The organism is Nocardiopsis sp. LDBS1602 (assembly GCF_035818715.1).
In the GTDB taxonomy this organism is placed as follows: Bacteria; Actinomycetota; Actinomycetes; order Streptosporangiales; family Streptosporangiaceae; genus Nocardiopsis; species Nocardiopsis alba.
Genome location: NZ_JAYLVW010000002.1, coordinates 383,198 through 400,217 on the forward strand (window position 1 = coordinate 383,198; position 17,020 = coordinate 400,217).

16 protein-coding genes and 1 tRNA gene are annotated in these 17,020 nt (G+C 68.6%); 10 read left to right on the forward strand and 7 right to left on the reverse strand.

The annotated features are described in order from the left end of the window. Positions 1-24: 24 nt before the first annotated feature. The 7 genes from U9J66_RS09825 (at position 25) to U9J66_RS09855 (ending at position 5,487) form a co-directional block, all read left to right on the forward strand. Entirely contained in the window at positions 25-519 is a 495-nt protein-coding gene (locus U9J66_RS09825; RefSeq protein ID WP_014909347.1) for a MogA/MoaB family molybdenum cofactor biosynthesis protein, read from the forward strand. Between the two features lie 238 nt (positions 520-757). Further along, positions 758-1,477: a GNAT family N-acetyltransferase gene (locus U9J66_RS09830; RefSeq protein ID WP_014908406.1), complete on the forward strand. Its 720-nt coding sequence runs from the start codon at positions 758-760 to the stop codon at positions 1,475-1,477. A gap of 404 nt (positions 1,478-1,881) precedes the next feature. Further along, on the forward strand, positions 1,882-2,517 hold the full coding sequence (gene sepX / locus U9J66_RS09835; protein WP_017533299.1) for a divisome protein SepX/GlpR: 636 nt from the start codon (positions 1,882-1,884) through the stop codon (positions 2,515-2,517). A gap of 68 nt (positions 2,518-2,585) precedes the next feature. Next, positions 2,586-2,659, forward strand: a tRNA-Ala gene (locus U9J66_RS09840). A gap of 325 nt (positions 2,660-2,984) precedes the next feature. Beyond that, positions 2,985-3,587: a TetR/AcrR family transcriptional regulator gene (locus tag U9J66_RS09845; RefSeq protein WP_326337553.1), complete on the forward strand. Its 603-nt coding sequence runs from the start codon at positions 2,985-2,987 to the stop codon at positions 3,585-3,587. Between the two features lie 5 nt (positions 3,588-3,592). Next, entirely contained in the window at positions 3,593-4,006 is a 414-nt protein-coding gene (locus U9J66_RS09850) for a hypothetical protein (protein WP_326337555.1), read from the forward strand. A 1,061-nt stretch (positions 4,007-5,067) separates the two neighbouring features. Further along, the gene (locus tag U9J66_RS09855) at positions 5,068-5,487 is read left to right on the forward strand and encodes a hypothetical protein (RefSeq protein ID WP_326337556.1); all 420 of its coding nucleotides are present in this window, start codon (positions 5,068-5,070) and stop codon (positions 5,485-5,487) included. 13 nt (positions 5,488-5,500) lie between these two features. Here the strand turns inward: U9J66_RS09855 and U9J66_RS09860 are convergent, their stop codons facing one another. The 3 genes from U9J66_RS09860 to U9J66_RS09870 all read right to left on the reverse strand — a co-directional run bounded on the left by U9J66_RS09860 (position 5,501) and on the right by U9J66_RS09870 (position 8,133). After that, positions 5,501-5,812, reverse strand: coding sequence for a sec-independent translocase (locus U9J66_RS09860; protein WP_014909879.1), 312 nt, complete (start codon positions 5,810-5,812; stop codon positions 5,501-5,503). Positions 5,813-5,972: 160 nt separating this feature from the next. Beyond that, positions 5,973-6,176 carry a cold-shock protein gene (locus U9J66_RS09865; RefSeq protein ID WP_014911107.1) on the reverse strand — a complete coding sequence of 68 codons (204 nt, stop codon included), beginning with the start codon at positions 6,174-6,176 and terminating at the stop codon, positions 5,973-5,975. Positions 6,177-6,495: 319 nt separating this feature from the next. Continuing rightward, positions 6,496-8,133, reverse strand: coding sequence for a dolichyl-phosphate-mannose--protein mannosyltransferase (locus tag U9J66_RS09870; RefSeq protein WP_326337557.1), 1,638 nt, complete (start codon positions 8,131-8,133; stop codon positions 6,496-6,498). Positions 8,134-8,245: 112 nt separating this feature from the next. On the opposite strand from U9J66_RS09870, the gene rsmI reads away from it, so the two are divergent. Continuing rightward, a complete protein-coding gene (gene rsmI / locus U9J66_RS09875; RefSeq protein WP_014910096.1) occupies positions 8,246-9,121 on the forward strand; it encodes a 16S rRNA (cytidine(1402)-2'-O)-methyltransferase in 876 nt (291 codons plus the stop codon). Between the two features lie 101 nt (positions 9,122-9,222). Beyond that, complete coding sequence (locus U9J66_RS09880; RefSeq protein WP_326337558.1) at positions 9,223-9,897, forward strand: AIM24 family protein; 675 nt, start codon at positions 9,223-9,225, stop codon at positions 9,895-9,897. Between the two features lie 120 nt (positions 9,898-10,017). On the opposite strand, the gene secD is transcribed toward U9J66_RS09880, so the two are convergent. Further along, complete coding sequence (secD, locus tag U9J66_RS09885; protein WP_161110671.1) at positions 10,018-12,654, reverse strand: protein translocase subunit SecD; 2,637 nt, start codon at positions 12,652-12,654, stop codon at positions 10,018-10,020. 70 nt (positions 12,655-12,724) lie between these two features. Continuing rightward, a complete protein-coding gene (locus tag U9J66_RS09890; protein WP_161110670.1) occupies positions 12,725-13,204 on the reverse strand; it encodes a hypothetical protein in 480 nt (159 codons plus the stop codon). 251 nt (positions 13,205-13,455) lie between these two features. Between U9J66_RS09890 and metG the strand changes: the two genes are divergently transcribed. After that, positions 13,456-15,273, forward strand: a complete 1,818-nt coding sequence (gene metG / locus U9J66_RS09895) for a methionine--tRNA ligase (protein WP_014912906.1) — start codon at positions 13,456-13,458, stop codon at positions 15,271-15,273. A 55-nt stretch (positions 15,274-15,328) separates the two neighbouring features. Here the strand turns inward: metG and U9J66_RS09900 are convergent, their stop codons facing one another. Both U9J66_RS09900 and U9J66_RS09905 read right to left on the reverse strand, forming a co-directional pair. Then, the gene (locus tag U9J66_RS09900) at positions 15,329-15,742 is read right to left on the reverse strand and encodes a GntR family transcriptional regulator (RefSeq protein WP_326337559.1); all 414 of its coding nucleotides are present in this window, start codon (positions 15,740-15,742) and stop codon (positions 15,329-15,331) included. Beyond that, positions 15,739-16,914 carry a hypothetical protein gene (locus U9J66_RS09905; protein ID WP_326337560.1) on the reverse strand — a complete coding sequence of 392 codons (1,176 nt, stop codon included), beginning with the start codon at positions 16,912-16,914 and terminating at the stop codon, positions 15,739-15,741. The genes U9J66_RS09900 and U9J66_RS09905 overlap by 4 nt, the downstream gene beginning before the upstream one ends. Between the last annotated feature and the right edge of the window lie 106 nt (positions 16,915-17,020).

A 17,020-nucleotide genomic window follows, 5' to 3' on the forward strand; every position in this document is an offset into this window, starting at 1 on the left:
GCCGGGAGGATACACCGTGTCGCGGTGATCACGGCATCGAATCGTGCGGCGGCCGGGGTCTACCCGGATCGCTCCGGGCCGGTCGTCGCGGACCGATTGCGGGCCATGGGGTGTTCCGTGCTGGGTCCCTGGGTGGTGCCGGACGGGCCTCCGGTCGGCGAGGCGCTCGTGCGCGCGTCGGACGAACGAGTGGACGCCGTGCTCACCACCGGGGGCACCGGACTCACCCCGCAGGACCGTACGCCCGAGGAGACCAGAGCTCTGCTGAGCTTCGAGATCCCCGGTGTGGCCGAGGCTCTGCGCTCCGCGGGTCGGGAGAAGGGGGTGCCCACGGCGATCCTCTCGCGTGGTCTCGCCGGGGTCGTGGAACGCGACGGTCACCGCATGATCGTCGTCAATCTCCCCGGGTCCCGGGGCGGTGTGAGCGACGGTATGGACGTGTTGGAGCAGGTGCTGGGACACGCCATCGACCAGCTCGGCGGCGGCGATCACCCTCGGGTGAATGAGACCGGAGAATGACCGGAATCACATCCCGGGCATTCCGGTAGTAGAGAATTCCTTGACCTGAGGCCGTCTTTCGGTGCTGGAGTGAATGGAGTTTAGAATCAGCCGATTCCTGTGTGGAGGGGGCGACGCCCGCCACCGCACACCTTCGGAGTGGAATACTGGAAGGTGTCACCGACGACGGGAGCAGGGGTGCGCCCAGGTCCGGTGTCGCATCCGCGCAGGGCGGTGCAGAGGGCCTCGGAGGGATGACGTGAATCGCAGACAGAGGTGGCCGGTCACCCTGCGGGAGGGGCCGATCGCGCTTCGTCCGCTGCGACTTCGCGACGCCCCCGAGCTACGGGACACCCGGGCCCGCAACGCCGAGTGGCTGCGTCCTTGGGAGCCGACCTATCCGGAGATGCCGCTGCGCACCACCGGTCTGGCCCCCTATGTCGCGATGATCCAGGCGATCCGTCGCGAGGCCCGACAGGGGTTGTCCATGCCGTGGGCGGTCACCTACGAGGAGCGCTTCGTCGGTCAGCTGACGATCGGTGCCATCGTGTGGGGTTCGGCCAGGTCGGCGCAGGTCGGTTACTGGATCGACAGCGCCCACGCGGGGCGCGGTATCACCCCGACGGCGGTCGCGCTGGCCGTCGATCACTCCTTCTTCCACGTCGGACTCCATCGGATCGAGGCCAACATCCGTCCCGAGAACCGTGCCAGCAGGCGTGTGGTCACCAAACTGGGCTTCCGAGACGAGGGCGTGCGCCGTAGACAGTTGCACATCGACGGGGCCTGGAGAGATCACATCTGCTACGCGCTCACCGCGGAGGAGGTCCCTCAGGGGGTCCTGCGCCGTTGGTACGACGGAACCCCTTCCGGGCCGTCCACAGAGGGTGGTTCCGGCCCTGGTTCCGCTTTGGGGCCACAGGGCCCGAACGGCGGCGGGGAACCACGCGATCCGGCGAGTCCGTACCCGAGGCCGAACTGAACATGACAGCATCACGGGTGCATCCGGAGCTTAAACCTCTCTTTAAGCACAATGCTTCATTACTTTGCGTTGAAATGGTGATGCTCTATGCAGTCATGCCCTGACCTGGGCTTTCACTCCGGGAGGTGGAACGACCGAAACTGAGGGTCCACAATCTTGCGACACTCCGGGTGGAATGTGGCGCATTTATGGACACGGGGTCGTACCGTGCGGAACATAGACGCATTGACGATGCGGGCAACGCGTGGATATGGCGCACGGGATTCGATCCCGCCCCGACCGGGGGCAGGAACGATGTTCCTCCGGGGAACGTCTCTACTCCCGGAAGCAGGTCCAGCCACACGCGGCGCGGTGTCGACGAAGTGTCGATCAACGTTCAGTGGCCGTCATCGTGAGGAGGGGTGATGAGCAGCTCTCCTCTGTACCTCGCCATCGTGGTGGTCTGGCTCATAGTCCTCGTCCCGATGCTGTTGCGGAAGGATCCCGTGGACCCGGTCCACGAGGACGGTCGCAGGGAGGACGAGGAACCCGAGGAGCGGGACGAGGTCTCCGATCTCGTCGAGGACGACGAGGACCCGGACCTCACCGAGACCCGGGTGATGAGGCGTTCGGAGATCGACGACGTCGAAGACGACGAGGTCGAGGAGACGGGCCGGGACGAGGTCCCCGTGCTCCCCTCGCCCGTCCCGCGGGCCAGGGTCATCGCCCGTCGTCGCCGTCGCACCAGCGCGCTCACCCTGCTCACCGTCGCCACGATGGTGGCCGTCGCCTTCGGGCTCGGCCCCTGGTGGGTGATGGCTCCGCCGGTCCTGCTGCTCTCAGGGCACCTGGTCCTGCTGCGCGAGGCGGCCAAGGCCGACGCGGAACGTCGCCGGGCCTACCTGGCGGCACGACGGCGGGCCGCCGCGCGAGAGCGGGTGCACCGGGAGCGCGAGGCCCGCGAGGCCGAACGCGAGGCCGAGGTCATCGCCCTCAAGGAGCGACGCAGTCAGGTCTACGACCAGTACGCCGACGCCCGTCTCAGGGCGGCCGGCGACTGAGCCGGTCCGGGCGGGCGAAGGCACGTTCGGACCACCCGGACTTTCCTGCTAATGTTGATCTCGTCTTCGGGGCTGTGGCGCAGTCCGGTAGCGCACCTCGTTCGCATCGAGGGGGTCAGGGGTTCGAATCCCCTCAGCTCCACCGAAGAGAAGAGACCCGCGTGGTCGACGGAGGATCTCCGTCGCGCGCGGGTCTCTTCGTTCTACCCGAAGTGGGGTGGGGCCCGGTCTCGCGAGACCGGGCCCCACCTCGTGGGCGGTCCGAACGGGGTGTCGCTGTTCCCTGAGGCGGGAGTGCGTCCGGACCTGAGCCCCGAGTGTCACCGGCGAAGCGTCTATCCCCTGTCGCGGGGGCCGGTTCGTGGTCACCTTACCCGCGAAGTCGCCCGAAGTACCCGTCCTTCGGGTGTTCCGAGACGAATGCCTAAATCTTTACAGTGGCAACTTGCCGGCGTATAGTTCCATCCATGGCAGACGGATACCACCACGGGAACCTGCGGGCCGCCGTTCTGGAACGGGCCGCCCGGGTCATCGAGGAGAAGGGGCCCTACGGCTTCAGCCTGCGTTCTCTGGCCACCGACCTGGGGGTCAGTCACACGGCCCCCCGTCACCACTTCGGCGACCGCCAGGGCGTGCTCAACGCGCTGGCGACCGAAGGGTTCGCGGAATTGGCCGAACGGTTGAGGGCGAGTGCGGGGGACGGAGGCGGCTTCCTGGAGTCGGGTGTCGCCTACGTCGGTTTCGCCGAGGACCGGCCGGCGCACTTCACCGTGATGTTCGAACCCTCGCTCCTCGATCTGGACGACGCCGAACTCGTCGCGGCCCGCAGATCCGCCTTCGCCGAACTGCGCTCCGGGGTGCGTTCTCTGGGCGAGGAGGTGACGGACGAGCCGGCCGCGATGGTGGCGGGCTGGTCGATCGTGCACGGGATCGCGACCCTGGCCCTCACCGGGAACCTGGACCGTTCCGGTGCGCGCGACCTGTTCGAGGGGGCCGATCTGTCGATCATCACCAGACGCAGTGCCGGGCTCCTGTTCGGTCCGTCGGGGCCCCCTGAATCGGAAGGATGACCGTCATGTCCGCCCCAGTGCTTCTCGTAGCGGGGATCGTCCTGCTCACCGTGGTCGGGATCGCTTATGGAGGTTCTTTCCTCCTGCGTGTGGTCGACGGGGGTTTCCCCGCCAATGATCTCCAGCGGTCCTATTTCCGTGCCGGGCACGCCCACGCCGGTGTACTGGTCATCCTGGGTCTCGTGGTGGCGATCCTGACGGATCAGCCCACCGTCCCCGGATGGGGCGCCACTCTGGGGCTTCTGGTGCTCCTGGCCGCCGTTCTGATGCCCGCCGGCTTCTTCCTCTCGGTGGTGGGTCGCGATCCCGCGAAGCCGAACGGGTTTCGCCTGTTGATCGGGGCGGGAGCCGTCTCCCTGGTCGTCGGGCTGGTCGGCGCGGGTATCGCGCTGATCCTCGCGGGGGCGGGCCTGGGCTGACGGGCCCGTCGGCCGACCCGTGGCTCGGAGGGGGCTGTTCGGGGTGCTCGTCGCGCCCTGGGCGGCCCCTCTTGTTTCATGGTGCTATGTGTCAAAAGTGACAGATCATACAAGGTTTAGTGTTTGTCCGTAATGAGTAACTATGAGAAGTAAGGGCGTGTCGCACCTCTGTGGCGAGTTCGTCGATTCGCTACGTAGCGTGATGACCGTCTTCGGGTGAACAGTCTGAACGGTGGTGTTATATGACTGTTTTTCCGTATCGTCCCCCCGGGTATGCCGCCTGTTGACGTCGGAGCACACGAGACGGCGCGAGGAAACCCGGACGTAGAGGACGAATCACTGACTCCGAGCGACAATAGCGGGCTCGTTACTCATTGTTATGTCCGGATCCTTGGACTTTGCTCTTCGTGGGTCTTGTTTTTGCAGGTCACCGGGGATGGTGTCTTCTGGTTGATTCAATCAACTCCCGGTTGAACTGCGAAAACGTCGTGTTCTGTGACTATTCAGAACCCGGTGGTGCGACCATTGGTGTCCGCTGGGCCTTAGAATGATGAATATTCTTCTTCGGGTCTTGTGAAGCCCGCCGAGATAGGACATCTTGGTTCCGGGATGGGCTGGAAACACCGAGAAAGGTAGATGCCATGACCGCGTACGCGAAGAGCAGCAGCAAGAACAACGGCGGCTGGAGCTGGTGGTAACCGGCGCCGCCTGACGGTTCCGTAGGGGGAGCGCCTCCTTGTGGGGCCGTCGAGCACCGGGGCCCGATCGACCTGTGTCGGCGGGCCCTTTCGTATGCGATGAACCGGTGGGGCCGTTCTCGGCCGAAGGGATTTGACCGTTCGCCCCGGCGGGTAGGAGACCTTTACGTCCGACGGGCCGTGCACGGGTCCCGCCGATCCGAACCGAAGGGGCGATCAATACCAGTGTCCGATTCCCCCCGACAGCAGCCAGACGGATACAGGTCACCCGAGGAGACACACGGCGAGGGCGGATACGTGCCACCGGTGGAGCCACGGCCCGGCCCCGAGGAGAGGCCGCCCCCGCAAGGCTCCGAGAGCCGGGTGGAGCCCGTCCCGGGGCGCCCGGCGCCGACGATGGCGGGAGAGGGCTTCCGGCGCACGACCAGAGCCCGGAACAAGGTCATACGAGCCGAACGCGGCCGCGGTTTCTGGCACCTGGCCATCGGAACCGTGTTCTACGTGATGGTGGTCGGCGGCATGGCCGACTACGTCGAGCCGGGGACGCGGATCGGCGCCCACCTGGTGTTCTGGCTGCTCATCGGGCTCGGATTCTGGATCGCGGTGGCCCGTGAACGTCGTCACGACTGGGGGCCGCGCCCTCGATGGCCCTGGGCGGCGGCGGCCCTGGGCGGGGCGGTGGCGGTCGAGCTGCTCATCCTGACCATGGGTTCGCCCATGATCATCGTGGGCTCGGTGATCCTGCTGGCCCTGGGGTCGTTCTTCCTGATGCTGGTGGGCTGAGCGGGGGAGGGGCTCAGGTGGCCTCGTCGTCGAAGGGCGGACGCTTGCCGTTCAGGCGGGAGGCCGGCTTGGGCTCGTTCTCCTCCTCTTCCTCCCAGAAGTGCTTCTGGATGAAGCGCTTGGGGTTGAGGTCCTGGACGTCGAAGTCCTTGTACTCGGGGCCGAGCCCCGCCTTGATGTCGTTGGAGGCGGAGTTGGCCATGGTGCGGAGCTGGCGGAGGACGCGGCCCACCTGCTGGGCGGCCTTCGGGAGCTGGTCCGGGCCGAAGATCAACAGCCCGAGGAGCAGGAGGAGGACGAACTCCCCTCCACTGATGCCGAACATGTGATGTCCTCGCCTTCGGTGCTGACCGGCTTCAAGCAGGTTAACCGGTATCGCCACGCTTGGGTAACCGTGTCCCCCTCCAAGGCTCGAACGCCCCTGGTAACGGGGTCCGGCCCCCCGCTCGGGGGAGCGGAGGGCCGGGAAAACGCACGTGTGACGGTCAGACCGTTCGAACGTCCGCCGCCTGCGGGCCCTTCGGGCCCTGGATGATGTCGAACTCGACCTGCTGGTCCTCTTCCAGGTTCCGGAAGCCGGTGCCCGCGATCGCCGAGTAGTGCACGAACACGTCGGGCTGACCACCCTCGACGGCGATGAACCCGAAACCCTTCTCAGAGTTGAACCACTTCACGGTGCCCTGAGCCATGTGCTCTCCCTTGGGGACTACGACGGGGCCGCACCCTGCTGGCCCCGGGTCGCCGGGCGCCGCACCGAAGAAGGGACATCCCGAATCGATAAGCGCCCACGTGAAGTTCCGCGAGGCGCCTTGGGCATCCATGGAAACTACAACAGCAACCGGTTGCCGACAGTACCAGGGAGACCCGGGCCCTGCCGAGGCTTTTCCGCTGTGAATCCGCGATACCGAAGTGTCCTGTTTCGGCTACTCGAAACTGTTGATTTCCCGCCCTTGTGCCACTAATGGAGTTCGGTTCCGGGGAACGGTTTACGCCGTTCCCCGGAACGGATCATGAGGCGTCACGTCCGTAGATCCATACGTCGAACCACAGCCGGTCTCCCCAGGTCTCCTCGGGAAGCGGATAGGCCGACAGAACCGGATAGAGGTAGGCGAAGTGGGCGATGATCAGGAGCACCACCACACCGAAGACCACGCCCCCCAACGCACGCGTATAGGGCGCGAAGCGTGGACTGTCGTCTCCGGCCCCCATCAACAGCCCCAGCGCCAGCACGATGCCCAGCACGAGGAAGGGCAGGATCGGCAGCGCGTAGAACAGGAACATCGGACGTTCGGGGTAGGCGAACCACGGTAGCCAGCCCGCGGCGACCGCGAGCAGTACCGCTCCGGCCCGCCAGTCGCGGAAGGTGATCCACCAGCCGAGCATCACGACCAGGGCGATGATGCTCACCCACCACACGATCGGGGTGCCGATGGAGACCACCGAGGTCACGCACTGTCCCTCGCCGCACCCGACGGCCTGGCCGTCGTAGTGGAACATCACCGGGGTGCGCATGATCAGCCATTCCCACGGCGCGGAGATGTAGGTGTGATCGCTGGTCAGGTTCTCGTGGAAGTTCATCATCCGGCCGTGGTAGTCGACCAGACTCCACAGGGCCTCGATCGGCTTCACCAGGAGACCGGGGATCCAGTCGGGGGCCATGCCGGCGGCGTACTGCCGGTTGTAGCCACCGCCGGTGATCAGCCAGCCGGTCCAGGAGACCAGGTAGACGATCCCGGCGACCACCACGGTCTGGAGGAAGGCGGGGATCGCGTCGTAGCCCAGCCAACGGCCGAAGGGGCGTCGCTGACCGACGCTGCGCCGCGCCCCGTAGTCCCAGGCGACGGTGAGCAGACCGAAGGCCGCCACGAAGAACAGGGCCGACCACTTGGTGCCGATCGCCAGACCGAAGCACAGACCGGCGGCCAAACGCCACCAGCGCATGCCGAGGGCGCCCACCATCGTCGTATCGACCCCGGCCTCCGCCAGGCGGACCAGCCGTTCCCTGGTCTTGTCCCGGTCGATGACCAGACAGGCGAACCCGGCCAGGATCCACAGCGTGAGGAAGATGTCCACCATGGCGATACGGCTCAGGGTGAAGTGCAGGCCGTCCAGGGCCAGGATCAGACCGGCGGTGCACCCCAGCAGGATCGAGCGGGTCATCCGTGTGGCCAACCGGACCAGGATGAGCACGGAGAACACCCCGGCGAGAGCGGAGGCCACCCGCCAACCCTCGGGGCTGACGGCCGTGCCGAAGGGCATCAGGCCCCACAGCTGGTCACCGAGGGCGATCATCCACTTGCCGACCGGCGGATGGACGATGAAGTCGCCGCCGCCGGTGAAGATGTTCGGATCGCCTTGGGCGAGCAGGGAGTCGGAGTTCTCCACCGTCTCGTGCTCGTAGCCGTGCGCCCAGAGCGCGAAGGCGTCCGTGGCGTAGTAGGTCTCGTCGAAGTAGATCCGGTCGGGCCGTCCGAGGTTGAAGAACCTCAGGGCTCCGGCGAAGAGCGCGACGATGACCGCCCCCGCCCACCCCACCCACCAGGGGCCGGGCATACGGGGGACGAAGCGGGAGCGGAGGTCGGAGGGCCGGGCCGCGGCCGGTGGGGTCGAGGGCTCGGCCTCGCTGGAAAGTGCGGTGGTGGTCATCTCGGCTCGTAGGTTGGGGTCAGAGATGGGGGTCCGTTGCGGACGGGCCGCGAAACCGGGTTTCGGTTGGGTCGCTCACGGCCAACCGTAGCGCGACAGGACGGGGATCACAGTGGTTGAGGGTGTTGACGGGACATGGCGCGTCGGGAGGCTCGTCCTGGCCGGGTTGCCCATCGGGAACCTGGAGGACGCGCCGCCCCGGCTTCTGCGCGCCTTGGAGGAGGCGCGCGTGATCGCGGCGGAGGACACCCGGCGGTTGAGGCAGTTCGCCTCCCGCGCCGGGATCCGCCTGGGCGGGGAGGCCGGTGCCCGCGTCGTGTCCTACTACGACGCGAACGAGAGCCGCCGGGGCGAGGAACTCCTCGCCGACATCCGCCGGGGCGAAGAGGTCCTGGTCGTCACCGACGCGGGGATGCCCGGGGTGTCCGACCCCGGCTACCGGTTGGCCGCGGCCTGCGCTGCGGAGGGTGTCCCCGTCACCGCGATCCCGGGCCCCTCGGCGGTGACCACCGCCCTGGTGGTCTCCGGACTGCCCACCGACCGATTCTGCTTCGAGGGCTTCCCCCCGCGCAAGGGCCTGAAGACGTACCTGGACGAGTTGGCGGGTGAGCGTCGCACGATGGTCTTCTTCGAGAGCCCGCACAGGATCGCCGCCACCTTGGAGGCGATGGCCGCGTCGTTCGGGGCCGAACGCAGGGCGGCGGTGTGCCGTGAGCTCACCAAGACCTACGAGGAGGTGCGCCGAGGCGGGTTGGGCGAGCTGGCCGAGTGGGCCGCGGACGGGGTCCGCGGTGAGATCTCGGTGGTGGTGGAGGGGGCCCGCCCCACCGCGGAGACGACGAGCGACGCCGACCTGGTCGCCGCCGTGTCCGCCCTGGAGGACGAGGGCGTGCGTCGTAAGGAGGCGATCGCCCGGGTCGCCAAGGAGACCGGGGTCCCCAAGCGTCGGGTCTACGACCTCGCGCATGGGGTGGTGGAGGCCGAGTGAGCAGGGTGAGAACCGGGTAAAGCCTCGCGGGCGCCGGGAACCCCGAGACCTCCGGAGCGTCATATCCATCAGGCGATATAAGACGAGAAGAGGACGTCGTCATGCGTAGTGAGCTCTTTCAAGAGGCCCAGGAGATCCAGCAGCCCGGGATGAGGTTGCAGAACCGCAAGATGCTGAGGGTGGGCCTGGGCGCGGACGCGCACCGAGAGTTCTACGCCCGTCAGGGCTCGATGGTCGCCTACCAGGGCGCGATCGACTTCGCCTACCAGGGCGCCGGCAGCGTCGGTCGGTTCATGAAGAAGGCCTTCACCGGTGAGGGCCTGCCCCTGATGAAGGTCTCGGGACAGGGCGACGTGTTCCTGGCCCACGAGGCCTGGGACGTGCACCTCATCGACCTGGAGGAGGAGTCCCTCACGGTCAACGGGGCCAACGTCCTGGCCTTCGAACCCACGCTGGGCTGGGACATCAAGAGAATCCAGGGCTTCGGGGGGATGGTCTCCGGCGGTCTGTTCAACACGGTCTTCACCGGGCGCGGGCGGGTGGCCGTGGCCTGCCATGGAGCGCCGGTGCTGCTCCAGGTCGACCAGCCGACCTTCGTCGACACCCAGGCCGCGGTCGCCTGGAGCAGCTCCCTCGAAGCCGGTATCCGCAGCACCGTCAAGGCCGGCGCGTTCATCGGCAGGGGCAGCGGCGAGGCCTTCCAATTGGCGTTGGAGGGCCGGGGCTTCGTTCTCGTCCAGGCCTCCGAGGGAGCACCGGCCCCCACCGGCGGCTGACCGGGACACCACGGACACGAAGGGGCCCCGATCCGAGTCCTCGGATCGGGGCCCCTTCGTGTCCTGCGGGCCGGAGCCTTCCGCCCCGGGCCGTCGAGGGCCCGGGGCGGACGACGTTCCCTAGACGACGGCGCCGTCGTCGGCGTCGCGGGCGGCCTTGGCCGCCACCTTCTGCTTCGCCTTGCGCTCCTTGAGCACGTGCGGCGGCGGGGTCTTGTCCCACTTCTGTAGGAAGATGGAGAGCGGCACCGCGACGAACACGGTGGAGACCACACCGGTGGTCAGACCGACCAGCATCGCGATGGAGAAGTCCTGGAGCGAGGACCCACCGAGGAAGGTGAGGAAGCCCAGGATGATCCACGCGCCGACGGTCGTGTTCACCGTACGCGGCAGGGTGTTGATCACCGCGCGGTTGGCGATCTCGAGGAACGAGGACTTATCGTCCCTCGCCCATTCGTCTCGCACCCTGTCGAACACCACCACCGTGTCGTTGACCGTGAAGCCGATGACACTCAGGATCGCCGCGAGGAAGACCCCGTCGATGGGCTTGCCCAACCAGATGAACAGGCCGGTGACGAGCACGATGTTGAACGCCAGCGACAGCATCGTGGACACACCGAAGGACCAGCGGAAACGCCAGGCCAGGTAGATCATCTGGAGGGCCAGGGCCGCGCCGAGCGCGATCAACGCCCGGTTGCGCAGCTCGTCGCCCATGCTCGGGCCGATCAGCTCGTCGCTGACCAGTTCGACACCACCGGTCGCCTCGCCCAGGGCGTCGGCGATGCCCGCCGCCTCGGGGTCGGAGATGTCACCGGTGCGGACCGCGATGTCGCCGTCTCCGGCCTCCTGGACCACCGCGTTGTCGGCGCCGGGGAAGTCCAGCCCGGAGATGACGTCGCGGGCCTCGTCCACCGAGATGTGATCGTCGCCGGTGATCTCGTACTCCAGGACACGGCCGCCGGTGAACTCCACACCGAGGTTGGTGTCCCGCACCATCGGGGCGGCGATCGCGGTGACCGTGATCAGGGCCGCGACGATCAGGCCGACGCGGCGGTAGTTCATGATCTGCGGGTTCTTCTCGACCATCCAGGTGCGGACCGCACCGATCCGGTTGAGACCGCTGACGGCGGGGTGCTTCTTGATGACCGCGCGACGCACGGCCCACTCCACGAACACGCGCGCGATGATCAGCGCGGAGAACATGGAGGCGATGGTGCCGAGGCTCAGCGTCACACCGAAGCCCTGGACGGTGCCGGAGGCGAAGAAGAACAGCAGACCCGCGGCCAGCAACGTGGTGACGTTGGTGTCCAGAACGGCGCTCCAGGCCTTCTGGCTGCCCTGGACGAACGCCTTCTCCAGGCTCGGCGGCACCGCGCGACGGCGACGTCGGGCCAGGGCACCGGTCTCCTTGCCCTCCTCGTCGGGGTCCTTGAGCCCGGCGGACTTGTTGGCCTCGTACGTCTTCTGTTGGCGTTGGTACTCCTCGCGCGCGCGTTCGAAGATCAGAACGTTCGCGTCGATGGCCATACCGATCGCCAACACGAAACCGGCCAGACCCGGAAGGGTCAACGTGGCCCCGATGGCGACCAGCGCTCCGTAGGCGATCAGGGTGTAGAAGGCCAGGGCGATCGAGGCCAGGAAGCCGACGAGCCGGTAGACCAGGGTGATGTACAGGGCGGTGAAGGCGATGCCCAGCACGGCCGCGATGGCGCTGGCCTGGATGGCGGCGGCGCCCAGGGTCGGGCCGACGGTCTGGCGCTGCACCTCGGTGACCGGCAGCGGCAGCGAACCGCCCTCGATCAGCACGGCCAGCTCGTTGGCGGTCTCGCTGGTGAAGTCACCGCTGATGGTGGTCTGGCCGCCGGCCATACCCACGTCACAGGCGGTCTCCGGGGTCACCTGGGGCGAGGAGATGATCTGGTCGTCCAGGACGATCGCCACACGCCGGCGCGGGTCGCCCTCCTGGAAACAGGCGGCCTGACCGGTGAGCTCCTGCCACTGATCGCGTCCCTCGCCGCGGAAACCGACGTTGACGACCCACTGGGCGCGGTTGACGCTGTCGAGCGCGGCGTCGGCGCTGGAGACCCGGTCGCCCTGGATGGCGGCGGCGCCCAACTGGAGCGCGGTGCCGTCCTGGTCGGGCAGGACCATCGCGACGTCCTCGGGGTTCTCCGCGGAGGGACCCGCGGGCGCCTGGGGCATGCCCCCGCCACCGCCCAGAAGGTCCTGGAGCTCATCGGGGGACATCTCCGCGGGGTCGCCGCCCTCGGCCGGAGCCTCCTCTCCGCCGTTCTCGGAGTCGGAGGGGGCTCGCGCCTCGTCGGAGGGCGGGTTGGCGAAGTCGCCGCCGCCCTGGGGCGCCTGCACGCCCTGGCCGCCGGCCTCGCCCACGCCCAGGACGGGGTGGAAGGAGAGCTGAGCGGTCTGGCCGACGATCTGCGCCGCCTCGGCCGGGTCCTGCACGCCGGGAAGCTCGACGATGATGCGGTTCTCACCCGACCGGGACATGTTCGCCTCGGCGACACCGAGACGGTCGATGCGCTGACGCAGCACCTCGACGACCTTGTCGGTGTTCGCGGAGTCGGCCTTGGTGCCGTCGGGGCCGTCCTGGGTCTCCAGGACGATCTGGGTGCCGCCGCTCAGGTCGAGACCCAGACGGGGTGGGATGAACCACGCCGCGCCGAACGCGACGAGGATGACGAGAAGGGAGATGAGCGCGCGCAGCCAGCGCGCCCCCGCTCCCGTTTGACTGGACAAGGGGTGAACCTCTCACTGCGGATGGTGGGTACCGGTCGCGTGCCCGGCGGCGCCGGGTCCACCCGAGACGTTACGGGCGACCCTGGGCCGGAACGAGGACGCGAAGGTCCGACGTCGACGCGCTCGGGGCGGTCGACGGGACCGACCGGGATGGTCGGAGGGTGGCGTGCGCGGTGAGAGGGGGCGCTCGGGTGGGCGGCAGACCCTCCGCCTCGACCTGTGGTGGTACGCGATCTTGGGGGGGAAGGGGCAACGGCCACCAGGGCTGGTCCCACACCGCCAGGCGCAGGGCGCACGGGGGGACGACATCGGGCAGGTCCCGCAGCATCGGCCGCTGGTCGCAGCCGGAGGCGACGGGGCCGAGGGCGACCGTCTGTGAGCCGAGGTAGGGCCCCACCTCCTGATCGGTGGAGGAGGAACCGGTGTCGGCGGTCTCCGCCGAGGAGTCGATCCGACCGATCTGCGGCGGAAGGCTCGCTTCGGCGCCCCCTGGCGGGTTCGAGGCCAGGGGGAGAGCCAGAACGACCAACAGCACCACGCCGGCGATCAACGAGGCGGTGCTTCGGGCAGGGCGGGGTAGGGCACGGGCAACCGTGGTGACCACCGCCTCGGACCGGGTTGGAGGGCCGTACTGGTTCCGCCGGTACTCCGGTGGCACACGGCGGCGTTGAGCAGAGCATACGGGTAGGGGACCTCCCCGGGGAATCGCCGGTTCCGTCCCTGTGGACGAAGGCCCGTGAACACGCTGGACGACGGGGAAACCGGTACGCGGACACCCCGCTCCGCCTTTAGTCTTGAGTCATGTCGTCGAAACGCCACATCCTGACCGCGGTCGCCTGGCCCTACGCCAACGGCCCGCGCCACATCGGCCACGTCTCCGGCTTCGGGGTCCCCTCCGACGTCTTCTCGCGCTTCCAGCGAATGTCGGGTCACGACGTGCTGATGGTCAGCGGCACCGACGAGCACGGCACCCCGATCCAGGTACTGGCCGACCAGGAGGGCGTGAGCGCCCGGGAACTGGCCGACCGCTACAACCGGATCATCGCCGAGGACCTGGTCGCCCTGGGCCTGTCCTACGACCTGTTCACCCGTACCACCACCGGCAACCACTACGCCGTCGCCCAAGAGCTGTTCACCACGCTCTACGACAACGGCTACGTCTTCACGCGCACCACCAAGGGCGCGATCTCCCCGTCCACCGGACGCACCCTGCCGGACCGCTACATCGAGGGCACCTGTCCCATCTGCGGCTACGACGGTGCCCGCGGTGACCAGTGCGACAACTGCGGCAACCAGCTCGACCCGATCGACCTGCTCTCCCCCCGGTCCCGGATCAACGGGGAGACCCCCGAGTTCGTGGACACCGAGCACTTCATGCTCGACCTGCCGGCCTTCGCCGACGTGCTCACCGAGTGGCTCAAGGGCAAGGAGGGCGAATGGCGTCCCAACGTCCTCAAGTTCTCCCTGAACCTGCTCGACGACCTCCAGCCCAGGGCCGTCACCCGTGACCTCAACTGGGGCGTGCCGATCCCGCTGGAGGGGTGGAGCGAGAACGCGAACAAGCGTCTCTACGTCTGGTTCGACGCGGTCATCGGCTACCTGTCCGCCTCCATCGAGTGGGCGCGTCGCGTGGGCGAGCCCGACGCCTGGAAGCGCTGGTGGCAGTCGCCGGACAGCGAGTCCTTCTACTTCATGGGCAAGGACAACATCGTCTTCCACTCGGTCATCTGGCCGTCCATCCTGCTCGGCGCGAGCGGCGGGGGCGACCGGGGCGGCGACGCCGGACCGCTGGGCGAGCTGAACGTCCCCACCGAGGTGGTCTCCAGCGAGTTCCTCACCATGGAGGGACAGAAGTTCTCCTCCTCGCGCCGCGTGGTGATCTACGTGCGCGACTTCCTGGAGCGCTACTCCGCCGACGCGCTGCGGTACTACATCATGGCCGCGGGCCCGGAGAACCAGGACACCGACTTCACCTGGGCCGAGTTCGTGCGGCGCAACAACGACGAGCTGGTGGCGGCCTGGGGCAACCTGGTCAACCGTTCCATCTCGATGGCGGCCAAGAACCTCGGCGAGATCCCCGCGGCGGGTGAACTCACCGACGAGGACCGCGCGGTCCTGGCCGCCTCCGAGGAGGCCTTCGCCACGGTCGGGGCCCGCCTGGAGCGCTCGCAGTTCAAGGCCGGTCTCCAGGAGGCCATGCGCACCGTCGCCGAGGCCAACAAGTACATCTCCGACCAGGCTCCGTGGGCGCTCAAGAAGACCGACCCCGAGCGGATGGCCACCGTCCTGCACGTGGCCCTCCAGCTGGTCCAGGACGCCAACACCCTGCTCACCCCGTTCCTGCCGGCCGCGGCCAACAAGGTGTACGCGATGCTGGGCGGGACCGGCACCTGGACGGGCATGCCCCGTCTGGAGACCGGCCACGACACCATCGGCGGTTCCGAGGAGAAGGTGGACTATCCGGTGATCACCGGTGACTACGCCGACAACGTGGCGCGCTGGGGGTCGACGCCGATCGTCCCGGGCACCCCGCTGAACCGCCCCGAGCCACTGTTCGCCAAGCTCGACCCCTCCGTGGTCGACGAGGAGCTGGCCCGCCTGGCCGGCCCCACCGAGTAGGGGCCTCGACGCTCAGGGCCCGGACCCCGGGGTTTCTCCGGGGGCCGGGCCCTTTTCACGCCTCCGGCCCCCGTTCCCAATTCCGACGTACGGCGTCGAGGGCCTCGTCCAGGGTGCGGCCGAGCCGGAGGACGTGCCCGATGTACTCCCGGGCGGCGGGGTCCAGGCTCGGTGAGGCCGGAGGCAGGGCCGTCGGGGCCCTCCCGAGGAGGGCGAGCGCCCGTTCCCGGGCATCGGCGGTGACCGAGGTCCCGTGTCGCCTCCGACTGGAGAGCACCCCTACGCCCTCCAGCTCCCGATAGGCGCGCGCGGCGGTATTGGGCGCCACACCGAGGTCGCCGGCGAGTTGCCGGATGGCGGGCAGGCGGGTCCCGGGGGGCAGCTCACCGGAGGCCACCAGGGCCAGGACCTGGCGACGGATCTGTTCGTAGGGCGGGAGCGGATCCCGTGAGTCCACCTCGACGATCATCGGGGCGCCTCCGAAGACGTGATCGCCGGCGGTCGCCGGGACGAACGCAGAGGGGCGAGGGACCGACGCGCGGTCCGCAGGGTCACGGCCGCCCACACGAGGACACCGGCGACGGACAGGACGGTGCCGGCCAGGACCAGGAGCCCTCCCGGCTCGTAGGGGCCGGGAAGCCAGGCCCACGAATCGGGGCTCGTGTCCATGGGGTCGCACAGGGCCGGATCGACGGGCAGCACGGCGTGAGCGGCGCCGGGGACGAGGTCTCCGGCGAGGACGAGTTGCGCGCCGAGGACCGCGCCCACGGTGCGTCCGGCGGACAGCAGGCGCAGGGCCCGGTCCGCGTCGGGCTCCAAGGAGGCGATCGCGGGCCGTGCCGCGGCGACCAGGACACCGATCACGCCCACGAGGGCGATCGCCGGGGCGATGACGCCGATCATGCCCAGAGCCACGGTGTCCTCGGCCTCGGAGATCCCGAGGGTGATGGAGGGGTGGCAGTCGGCGGCCCCGCCGGCCAGGTACTCGCCGCGGGCCACGACGAACCCGCCCACGGTCACGGCGACGGTGGCCAGGAGGACCGTGACCGCGACACCGGGGGAGAGGAGCGCGCCCGGTCCACGCGGCCGCAGTTCGGCCCGCCGGACGCGGGACCTCAGCCTGAGCAGCAGGTTCGCGGAGAGGTCGCCGATCACGATCGAGGACAGGACGACGGCGATCAGGATGGAGGACATCGTCATGAACCCGTCGCCGCCACTGACGAGCAGGAGCGTGACCCCGGCCACCACGGTGGCCAGGAATCCCAGGAGGGAGGCGGTGCACCAGCTTCGCGCGGTCGCCCCTTGGTCGAGCGGTTCCCCGTGGGCCTCTTCGAGGAGGGAGGCCTCGCGTCGGGACCGTACGAGCAGGACGAGGCCGATGACCAGGATCACCACCAGCAGGGTGATGGTCGCCCACCCCCGGATTCCGGTGAGGTACTCGGCCGCGAGGACCGCGACGACGGCTCCGACCAGGGGAGGTACGGGTCCGGAACGGTTCCGGCCTTGGGGGGAACCGGCCCGGATGGTCCGTATGGGCAACGCGATGGCGAGCAGCGCGCCGACGAGGGCGATCCAGGGCAGAGCGGATCCGAGTGACGGGGCCAGGTGGTCGACGACCAGGGCGGGGGTGGGCTCCGGCATGGGCGGGGTCCCTTCGTGGGGCGGGCCGGTGTTCATTGACTCAATGTATTAAATCATTGAGTCAATGACGTGTCGATCCCCGGCGGATCCGCACCGCCGGCGCGCC